Annotated in this window: 7 protein-coding genes; 5 read left to right on the forward strand and 2 right to left on the reverse strand. The window is 52.1% G+C overall.

All coding sequences use genetic code 11. From position 1 onward, the window contains the following. Positions 1-9: 9 nt before the first annotated feature. Positions 10-3,057: a formate dehydrogenase-N subunit alpha gene (gene fdnG / locus ACLJZ5_RS01455; protein ID WP_077914005.1), complete on the reverse strand. Its 3,048-nt coding sequence runs from the start codon at positions 3,055-3,057 to the stop codon at positions 10-12. Positions 3,058-3,334: 277 nt separating this feature from the next. On the opposite strand from fdnG, the gene yddG reads away from it, so the two are divergent. The 3 genes from yddG (at position 3,335) to ACLJZ5_RS01470 (ending at position 6,353) form a co-directional block, all read left to right on the forward strand. Beyond that, on the forward strand, positions 3,335-4,216 hold the full coding sequence (gene yddG, locus ACLJZ5_RS01460) for an aromatic amino acid efflux DMT transporter YddG (protein ID WP_000203793.1): 882 nt from the start codon (positions 3,335-3,337) through the stop codon (positions 4,214-4,216). A gap of 524 nt (positions 4,217-4,740) precedes the next feature. Further along, positions 4,741-5,829 carry a porin OmpD gene (gene ompD / locus ACLJZ5_RS01465; RefSeq protein WP_000769035.1) on the forward strand — a complete coding sequence of 363 codons (1,089 nt, stop codon included), beginning with the start codon at positions 4,741-4,743 and terminating at the stop codon, positions 5,827-5,829. A gap of 143 nt (positions 5,830-5,972) precedes the next feature. Next, a complete protein-coding gene (locus ACLJZ5_RS01470; protein ID WP_014343841.1) occupies positions 5,973-6,353 on the forward strand; it encodes a GFA family protein in 381 nt (126 codons plus the stop codon). A 24-nt stretch (positions 6,354-6,377) separates the two neighbouring features. On the opposite strand, the gene smvA is transcribed toward ACLJZ5_RS01470, so the two are convergent. Next, positions 6,378-7,865 (reverse strand): methyl viologen efflux MFS transporter SmvA, encoded by a 1,488-nt coding sequence (gene smvA / locus ACLJZ5_RS01475; RefSeq protein WP_024797947.1) that lies wholly within the window; start codon positions 7,863-7,865, stop codon positions 6,378-6,380. A 117-nt stretch (positions 7,866-7,982) separates the two neighbouring features. Between smvA and ACLJZ5_RS01480 the strand changes: the two genes are divergently transcribed. Beyond that, on the forward strand, positions 7,983-8,561 hold the full coding sequence (locus ACLJZ5_RS01480) for a TetR family transcriptional regulator (protein WP_000121044.1): 579 nt from the start codon (positions 7,983-7,985) through the stop codon (positions 8,559-8,561). Positions 8,562-8,774: 213 nt separating this feature from the next. Continuing rightward, positions 8,775-10,163, forward strand: a complete 1,389-nt coding sequence (locus tag ACLJZ5_RS01485) for a NarK family nitrate/nitrite MFS transporter (protein ID WP_000198255.1) — start codon at positions 8,775-8,777, stop codon at positions 10,161-10,163. Positions 10,164-10,176: the final 13 nt, after the last annotated feature.

The following is a 10,176-nucleotide window of genomic DNA, read 5'->3' on the forward strand; positions in this document are numbered from 1 at the left end:
TCGCCTCCCTTACGCCTTCTCGATGTTAACTAAAAACGCTTTGTATTCCGGCGTTTGCGAGTTGGCATCACCGACATTTGGCGTCAGAGTATTGGCGATATAGCCTTTGCGCGCGACACCCTCAAAGCCCCAGTGAATCGGGATCCCCACCGTTTCAACCTGCTGACCGTTGACATGCAGGGTGCGAAGACGACGAGTTACCACCGCGACCGCGCGAATAAACCCGCGTTTACTGCTCACCTTCACATAGTCGCCGTTAGCGATACCTTTCGCTGCCGCCAGCGTCTCACTGATCTCCACAAACTGTTCCGGCTGAGCGATAGCGTTAAGTAGCGCATGTTTGGTCCAGGTATGGAAATGCTCTGTGAGACGGTAAGTCGTGCCCACGTACGGAAACTGCTCCTTCTTACCCATGCGCAGCGCATCTTCTTCATACAGACGCGCCGCCGGGTTCGAGACCACATTCGGGTGCAGCGGGTTAGTGCCCAGCGGCGTTTCCATCGGCTCGTAGTGCTCAGGGAACGGCCCTTCCGCCATCTTATCAATAGCAAACAGACGTCCCAGCCCTTCCGGCTGCATGATAAACGGATTGGTCCCGCTCCCCGGCGCCGCGTTGTTAAAGTCCGGAATATCGTTCCCTGTCCACTTCGCGCCGTTCCACTGGATCAGCATCCGTTTTGGATCCCACGGTTTACCCTGCGGGTCCGCCGAAGCGCGGTTATACAATACGCGACGGTTTAGCGGCCACGCCCACGCCCAACCCAGTGTATTGCCAAGCCCTGACGGGTCGGCGTTATCACGTCTGGACATCTGGTTGCCCTGCTCCGTCCAGCTACCGGTATAAATCCAGCAGGAGGAGGATGTCGTACCGTCATCGCGCAGTAATGCAAAACTGCTCAACAACTGGCCTTTCCTGGCAAGCAGTGTACCGTTGGCGTCATAGAGATCTTCCAGCGCATAGCCGTTGTTCTCTTTCGCCACTTCTTCCGAATGCGGTTCATCCGGCTGCTTGTAGTTCCAGCTCATCTTCAATAGTGGTTCGGCGCCTTTACCGCCTTCTGAGCGATACATTTCACGCAGACGATGGTAAATACCGGCCAGAATCTCGCCGTCGTTACGCGCTTCGCCCGGCGCGTCCTGACCTTTCCAGTGCCACTGTAACCAGCGACCGGAGTTAGCGATAGAGCCATCCTCTTCCGCAAAACAGGTAGACGGCAGACGGAAGACTTCGGTCTGAATCGTTGTCGGATCGACATCATTAGATTCGCCGTGGTTCTGCCAGAACGTTGACGTTTCAGTCACCAGCGGATCGATAACGACCAGATACTTCAGTTTGCTTAAGCTTTGCACCACTTTGTTTTTGTCCGGGAAGGACGCCACCGGGTTAAAGCCCTGACAGAAATAGCCAGTGACTTTCCCGCTATCCATCATGTTGAAATATTTGATCACGTCATAGGACTGATCCCACTTAGGCAGCCAGGCAAAGCCCCAGTCATTCTCTTTCTGCGCCGCATCGCCATAGAAAGATTTCATCAGGCTGACGAAGAACTTAGGATAATTACCCCAGTAGTTGACCTGATCGGCCAGCGTCGCTTTGGGGGTATTCGCTGCCAGATAAGTTTGCAGATCGGCCTGTTTTTCTGACGGTAGCGTCAGGTAACCCGGCAGGCTGGTGGAGAGCAGTCCTAAATCCGTTAAACCCTGAATATTAGAGTGGCCGCGCAAAGCGTTCACACCGCCGCCAGCCATCCCCATATTGCCGAGCAGCAACTGGATCATCGCCATGGTACGGATGTTCTGCGCCCCGACGGTATGTTGCGTCCAGCCCAGCGCATACAGGAAGGTGGTAGTGCGATCCGGAACGCTGGTAGAGGCCAACACCTCACACACCTTCAGGAAGTCTGCTTTCGGCGTACCGCAAATGTTTTCCACGACGTCCGGCGTATAGCGCGAAACGTGCTGCTTCAGCAGATTCCACACACAGCGTGGGTGCGTCAACGTTTCATCACGTTTGGCATAGCCGTTTTCATCGAACTGGTAGTTCCAGGAGGATTTATCGTACTGACGCTTTTGGGCGTCATAGCCGCTGAAAAGACCGTCATCAAAGGCAAAATCATTCCGCACCAGCAGGCTGGCGTTGGTGTAATGCTTAACGTATTCAGCGTTGATTTTGTTATTTTCGATCAGGTACAGCAAAACGCCGGACAGAAAGGTAATGTCTGTACCGGAACGTATTGGCGCATAGATATCCGCCACCGACGCCGTACGCGTAAAGCGTGGATCAACGACAATCAGCGTCGCATCGTTATTGTTTTTCGCTTCCATCGCCCAGCGGAAACCCACCGGATGCGCTTCTGCGGCATTGCCGCCCATCACCATAACGACGTTGGCGTTTTTAATATCCACCCAGTGGTTGGTCATCGCACCGCGACCAAATGTTGGAGCAAGACTTGCTACCGTTGGTCCGTGTCAGACGCGCGCCTGGTTATCTACCGCCAGCATACCGAGAGAACGCGCAAACTTCTGCGTCAGCATACCCGTTTCATTGCTGGCCGCCGAGGCGCACAGCATTCCGGTAGAGAGCCAGCGGTTAACCGTGACGCCCTGCTCATTCTTTTCAATAAAGTTGGCGTCGCGGTCGGCTTTCATTAATTTAGCAATACGAGTGAAAGCGTCATCCCAGCTAATGCGCTGCCACTTGTCGGAACCCGGCGCGCGGTATTCCGGATAGCGTAGGCGATCTTCACTGTGAACATAGTCCAGCAAACCGGCCCCTTTCGGGCACAGCGCGCCACGGCTTACCGGATGATCCGGGTCGCCTTCAATATGGTAAATCGCTTCTTTCGCGTTTTTTGCCCCATCTCCCAGGCTATACATTAATAGCCCGCAACCTACGGAACAGTATGTGCAGGAGTTACGGATCTCTTTTGCGCGCAACAGCTTATAGTTTCGCGCCTGAGCCAGGGCCATTTTAGGGGTAAAACCCAGTGCGGCCACCGTTGTTCCCGCCATACCGCCCGCGCAGATTTTAAAAAATTGTCTGCGGCTGACGTCCATTGCTTTCCTCTTTTTTCCACGGATGCACGCCTCCTTCGAACTGCAGCAAAACCCCAGCCCAGGATGCGTGTATAACTTCGCGAGGAAACTAACAGCAAAATCGATAACTTTTTTGCGTCAAATCAATATTGAAACGGTTCCGCTATTAAATAGCCCTATTTTTAAACTGCAATAACTCCAGGGAGGTACTAAAAAATGACACTGCATGGCATCGCCCTCGGAAAAAGTGCTATAAGTGGCAGTTTATTTTGCGCGGTATTCAGGACAGTCACAAAGCATGACATCACAAAAAGCAACGCTAATAGGGCTTGTTGCCATCGTTCTGTGGAGCACGATGGTTGGGTTAATTCGCGGCGTCAGCGAAGGTCTTGGACCGGTAGGCGGCGCAGCCATGATCTATTCATTAAGCGGCCTGCTGCTGATTTTTACCGTCGGATTACCTGATATCCGCCGTTTCCCGGGGCGATACCTCATCGCAGGCAGCGTACTGTTTGTCAGTTATGAAATATGCCTGGCGCTTTCTCTCGGTTATGCCGCCACTCGCCATCAGGCTATCGAAGTCGGCATGGTTAACTATTTATGGCCCAGCCTGACTATTCTGTTTGCCATTCTTTTTAATGGGCAAAAAACTAACTGGCTTATTGTTCCTGGATTGCTTATTGCACTTACTGGCGTTTGCTGGGTTCTGGGGGGCGAGAATGGTCTTAATCCAGGAGAAATTATCAGCAATGTCGCCACCAGTCCGCTAAGTTATTTACTGGCATTTTTTGGGGCGTTTATATGGGCGACGTACTGCACGGTCACCAATAAATATGCGCGTGGTTTTAACGGTATCACCGTCTTTGTGTTACTCACCGCCCTGGCGCTGTGGTTACACTATTTTCTTACGCCGCAACCTGCCATGATATTTAGCCTACCGGTGATTGCTAAACTTTTTACCGCGGCATTAACGTTGGGGTTCGCCTACGCAGCATGGAATGTGGGCATACTTCATGGCAATGTGACTATCATGGCCGTAGGGTCTTATTTTACCCCCGTCATGTCCTCTGCTCTGGCAGCGCTGTTACTCAGCTCACCACTGTCATTCTCCTTCTGGCAAGGCGCAGTCATGGTTTGCGTAGGTTCGCTACTTTGTTGGCTGGCAACGCGGCGGCGCTAATAGCGACGGGCGGGCCGATGTTGATATTAAATCGACCCGCTGCACCTTGACACTCTTCATAACACAACTACGCTTTTATCTATTGCCTGTGCGTATTTGACGATTTTCCATTTTCACGTGCTCCTCCTGCGCCATACCAGGATTGCGCTGGTAAAAATGAATTTTATAAAATCGTTAAATATGTTAATGTAATGATATAATTATATTAACAAATATATAATTAACGTTAGCTCGCAACTGTTATTAGTGCATATAATAATCAGTCGTTACTACCAAAAATAAAACCATAAACAGCCCAATAGTCCCCTCCGAAAATATGTCTTATTAGACAGTCCCTATTTAAATTAATACTCTCAAATGTATTAAGGAGATCTCGATCACACAAATTAAAATAATTTGTAATCTTATGAAACTTATTATTGAACTTATGCCACTCCGTCATTTAAAAATAGTCTGCCATTGACAAACGCCTTGTTTAACAATGGTTGAGGAAACACGCTAAGAAAATTATAAGGATTATTAAAATGAAACTTAAGTTAGTGGCAGTGGCAGTGACTTCCCTGTTGGCAGCAGGCGTTGTAAATGCAGCCGAGGTATATAACAAAGACGGCAATAAACTGGATCTGTACGGTAAAGTTCACGCTCAGCATTATTTCTCTGATGATAACGGAAGTGATGGTGACAAAACTTACGCGCGTCTGGGCTTTAAAGGCGAAACGCAGATCAACGATCAGTTAACCGGTTTTGGCCAGTGGGAATATGAATTCAAAGGCAACCGTACTGAAAGCCAGGGCGCTGACAAAGACAAAACCCGTCTGGCGTTTGCTGGTCTGAAATTCGCTGACTACGGTTCTTTCGACTACGGTCGTAACTACGGCGTTGCTTACGACATCGGCGCATGGACCGACGTTCTGCCAGAGTTTGGTGGCGATACCTGGACTCAGACTGACGTCTTCATGACTGGCCGTACTACTGGTGTTGCCACCTACCGTAACACTGACTTCTTTGGCCTGGTTGAAGGTCTGAACTTCGCCGCGCAGTACCAGGGCAAAAACGACCGTGACGGCGCGTACGAGTCTAACGGCGACGGTTTCGGTCTGTCCGCAACGTATGAGTACGAAGGTTTTGGCGTAGGTGCGGCCTATGCGAAGTCTGACCGTACTAACAACCAGGTGAAAGCAGCGAGCAACCTGAATGCTGCGGGTAAAAACGCTGAAGTCTGGGCTGCTGGTCTGAAATATGATGCGAACAACATCTACCTGGCGACCACCTACTCCGAAACGCTGAACATGACCACCTTTGGTGAAGATGCAGCGGGTGATGCGTTTATCGCGAATAAAACCCAGAACTTTGAAGCAGTTGCTCAGTATCAGTTCGACTTCGGTCTGCGTCCGTCCATCGCTTACCTGAAATCCAAAGGTAAAAACCTGGGTACTTACGGCGACCAGGATCTGGTTGAGTACATCGATGTCGGTGCTACCTACTACTTCAACAAAAACATGTCCACCTTCGTTGATTACAAAATCAACCTGCTGGACGACAGCGACTTCACCAAAGCGGCTAAAGTGTCTACCGACAACATCGTTGCTGTTGGTCTGAACTACCAGTTCTAATTTTGTTGTAGTCTGAATACAAAGCCAGTCCTTTCAGGGCTGGCTTTTTCTCTTGATGTAGACTCGGTCATAAGGAGTATGCCGTGCAGACGTTCACTGGTCGTTGTCTTTGCGGACAGAGCCATTTTACCGTTGACGTCGAAATGCTGGATGTCTATGCCTGCCATTGTACGCTGTGTCAAAAATGGTCGGGTGGAATAGCCATGTATCTGGAAGCCTGCGGGCAACCACAGCTAGCCCCCCTTTCCCCGGAACCGCCATACTTTTCATCCTCTTCGCGCGGCGAACGCTACTTCTGTTCCGGCTGCGGGTGTCCGCTGTGGTTTCGGCTTACCGATACCGATCGCTATTTTATTCCCTGGACCTTACTGGAACTGAACGAAGTTGATCGCCGTCGGCTGATTCTGGCTGCGGAAATTTATACCGAAACCCAGCCTGCCTTCTGGCGACTGACGGGGCAATACGCACGCCTCAGCGGTAAAGAGGTTGAGGAAATGGACTCCCCCTGCCAGCTAGCGCATTAAGCGCTTATCTCACCAGGCGTTATGTTATCGGCGTTGGGCTTTTGCCAGGCTGAACCACATCCCTACCGCCAGCAAAAGAAGCATACTCCCGGCGCTGCTTAACGCCACGCTATGCGACCAGATAAAGGCATGTCTGGCGGCGTCCAGTATTGCCTGCCCCAGCGTGGGCGGCAGGCTATTAGCCAACTGCACGGCTTCCCCCATTGAAGATGACGCTCTGGCAATCTCTTGCGCCTCAAGCCCGGCAGGCAGACGGATAGACGCGGAGAAGCTACGGCTTAACAACAGACCGAAAATGGCGATGCCCAGTCCCGCGCCCAGTTCATAAGCCATCGTTTCGATCGCGCCGGCCGCCGCCGCTTTTTCTGCCGGCGCAGCGGCCATAATTGCCGACGTGGAAGCCAGCAATGCGCTGGCGGCGCTAAATCCCAGCAGCGCCATTAGCCCCCAGGCCTGCCATTGCTGGGTGCTGAAATCCGTCATCGCCAGGCCATAAAAACTCAGCGCGCTTAACGCCATGCCGCCCGTCGCGACCAGCCGTAGTCCCAGACGCGAGACCAGCGCGCCCGCAATCGGCCCGCTGAATCCACTGGCGACCATCACCGGCAGCATAAATACCCCGGCCTCATAAGGCGATAGTCCGTGAACAAACTGCAGCTCTTGCGCCATCAGCAGCTCAAAACCCACCAGCGTGATCATCGCGGTCATCGCCATCACGACGCCGCTCAGGATAATGCGATGGGTAAATAATCGCATATCAATCATCGGACGCGATGTCGCAAGCTGTGTGCGGATAAAGAGTCCCAGGAGCAGCGCGCCGGTAAGCAGGGTAAGCGAGATGACCCACAGCGACAGATGCCCTTTCAGCGCGGTTTTAGCGCTATAGACCAACAGCAAAATGGCAATAATCAGCATCACCGCATGGCCAAGATTGAGCGGTTGATCGCGACGGCCCGCCTGGCGAGGAACATAGCGGGCGGTTAAGCCCATGACGACCAGCACAATCGGCACGTTGATCAGGAAAACCGATCCCCAGTAAAAATGCTCTAATAATATGCCGCCGATGAGCGGCCCAAACGCCGCTCCGCCCGAACCTACCGCTGCCCAGACGCCCAGCGCCATGTTGCGATGCTTCTCTTCACAAAAGGTGGCGCGTATCCCGGCCAGCGTCGCCGGTACAATCATCGCCGCGCCAATAGCCAGTAATACCCTGGTGGCGATAAGCCAACTGGCGGTATGCGAAAACGCCGCCGCCAATGATGCCAGGCCAAAGAGCGTCCCGCCCAGCATCAGCAGGCGTTTAAAACCGATACGATCTCCAAGCGCGCCCATCGGCAACACCATGCCAGCCATGACCAAAGAATAAATATCAATGATCCACAGCAGCTCGTTGCCGTTGGCCCCCAGTGTCATACTCAGTGTCGGGGCGGCGACATGCAAGACCGTGGCATCAATGGCGACAGGAATATAGACCAGCACAATAATGACTAACGTTAACCACTGACGAAACATAACTCTCCCTTCAAAAACTCAAATTTGGACGCCTGTCCAGTTTCAGGATCCTACGGTAAGTTGAACGAATGTCCAGCTTTTTGTTACACTGCGCGCATTGGCTAATGTGGGGAAAATATGAGTTACCTTAACCGGGATGAACGCCGCGAAGTGATCCTGCAAGCGGCGATGCGCGTGGCGCTGGCAGAGGGGTTTGCCGCCATGACGGTGCGACGAATCGCATCAGAAGCCGATGTCGCCGCCGGACAGGTGCATCACCACTTCAGCTCGGCGGGCGAGCTCAAAGCGCTGGCCTTTGTCCATTTGATCCGCACCCTGCTTGATGCCGGGCAAGTTCCGCCGCCCGCCACCTGGCGTGCACGGCTTCACGCTATGTTGGGTAGCGAAGACGGCGGCTTTGAGCCTTACATAAAATTGTGGCGAGAGGCGCAAATTCTGGCCGATCGGGATCCGCACATCAGAGATGCTTATCTCCTCACGATGCAGATGTGGCATGAGGAAACGGTCACAATTATCGAGCAGGGCAAACAGGCAGGAGAATTTACGTTTACTGCTAACGCCACGGATATCGCCTGGCGGCTTATCGCACTGGTGTGCGGGCTGGACGGTATGTATGTGCTGGGTATTCCGGAAATGGCCGATCCCGCGTTTAAATACCATCTGGATCGTATGATTACGCTTGAACTCTTTGCGTAAAGTTACAAATAATTTAATAAAAATCACTTTTAGTTTACAAATAGTAACAATTAAGAAACATCATATCTCCTCTTCGCGCCGCGCTGGCCTGGTTTTTTATCTATTCTTTCACTCAATATTCTAAAAAAACTTCAATAAGTTCTCAAAAGAGCGCGTGACGCTCTGTCTCTTTTTTGTGTTTTTTTCAAATGATATGCGCATGTGAGGGGTAAAATGACACGACAAAACGAGAATTATAACCGTTATCTCTTGAGTGACTGGCGACCCGAAAATCCAGCCTTCTGGGAGAATAAAGGGAAAGGCATCGCCAGAAGAAACTTATGGATTTCAGTAAGTTGTTTGCTCCTGGCATTTTGCGTCTGGATGTTGTTTAGCGCTGTTGCCGTCAACCTCAATAAAATTGGATTTAATTTTACCACCGACCAACTCTTTTTATTAACCGCATTACCTTCTCTTTCCGGCGCAATATTACGCGTCCCCTACTCCTTTATGGTGCCACTGTTTGGTGGCCGTAAATGGACCGTATTAAGTACCGTAATATTGATTATTCCCTGCGCCTGGCTGGGATTCGCCGTGCAAAATCCCGCCACCCCTTTCGGGGTATTTATGCTCATCGCTCTGTTGTGCGGTTTTGCGGGGGCAAACTTCGCGTCCAGTATGGGCAACATCAGTTTTTTCTTTCCAAAAGCCAGACAAGGTAGCGCGTTGGGTATTAACGGCGGACTGGGAAATCTTGGCGTCAGTGTGATGCAGTTGATTGCGCCGCTGGTTATTTTTCTGCCGATATTTACTTTTTTAGGCGTCCGGGGCGTGCCGCAACCTGATGGCTCCCTGCTCGCCCTCACTAACGCCGCCTGGATCTGGGTGCCGTTACTGGCTGTCGCGACGCTTGCCGCCTGGTTTGGTATGAACGATATCGGCAGTTCAAAAGCGTCTGTCGCTTCGCAATTGCCGGTGCTAAAACGTCTGCACCTGTGGCTGCTTAGCCTGCTGTACCTGGCGACATTCGGGTCATTCATCGGCTTTTCCGCAGGTTTCGCCATGCTCGCCAAAACGCAATTTCCCGACGTAAACATTCTGCAACTGGCGTTCTTTGGCCCCTTTATCGGCGCGCTGGCGCGATCGGCAGGCGGCGTGATCTCCGATAAATTCGGCGGCGTTCGCGTAACGCTCATTAATTTTATCTTTATGGCGCTGTTTACCGCCCTGCTATTCCTCACGCTGCCAGGCTCCGGCGCAGGCAGCTTTAGCGCGTTCTATCTTGTTTTTATGGGCCTGTTTTTGACAGCGGGTCTCGGCAGCGGTTCTACCTTCCAGATGATTGCGGTGATCTTTCGTCAGATCACGCTCTACAACGTCAAACTGCGCGGCGGGAGCGATGAGCAGGCGCAGCGCGAAGCGGTGACGGATACCGCCGCCGCACTCGGTTTTATCTCCGCTATTGGCGCTGTGGGCGGCTTCTTTATTCCAAAAGCGTTTGGCACCTCTTTGGCCTTGACCGGCTCGCCGGTGGGCGCCATGAAAATCTTTTTGCTGTTTTACATCGCTTGCGTCCTGCTGACCTGGCTGGTCTACGGGCGTCGTAAGCCTAAACAACAATAACAACATACGCACC

It is taken from the genome of Salmonella sp. 5800, from assembly GCF_046558195.1.
Lineage (GTDB): Bacteria > Pseudomonadota > Gammaproteobacteria > Enterobacterales > Enterobacteriaceae > Salmonella > Salmonella enterica.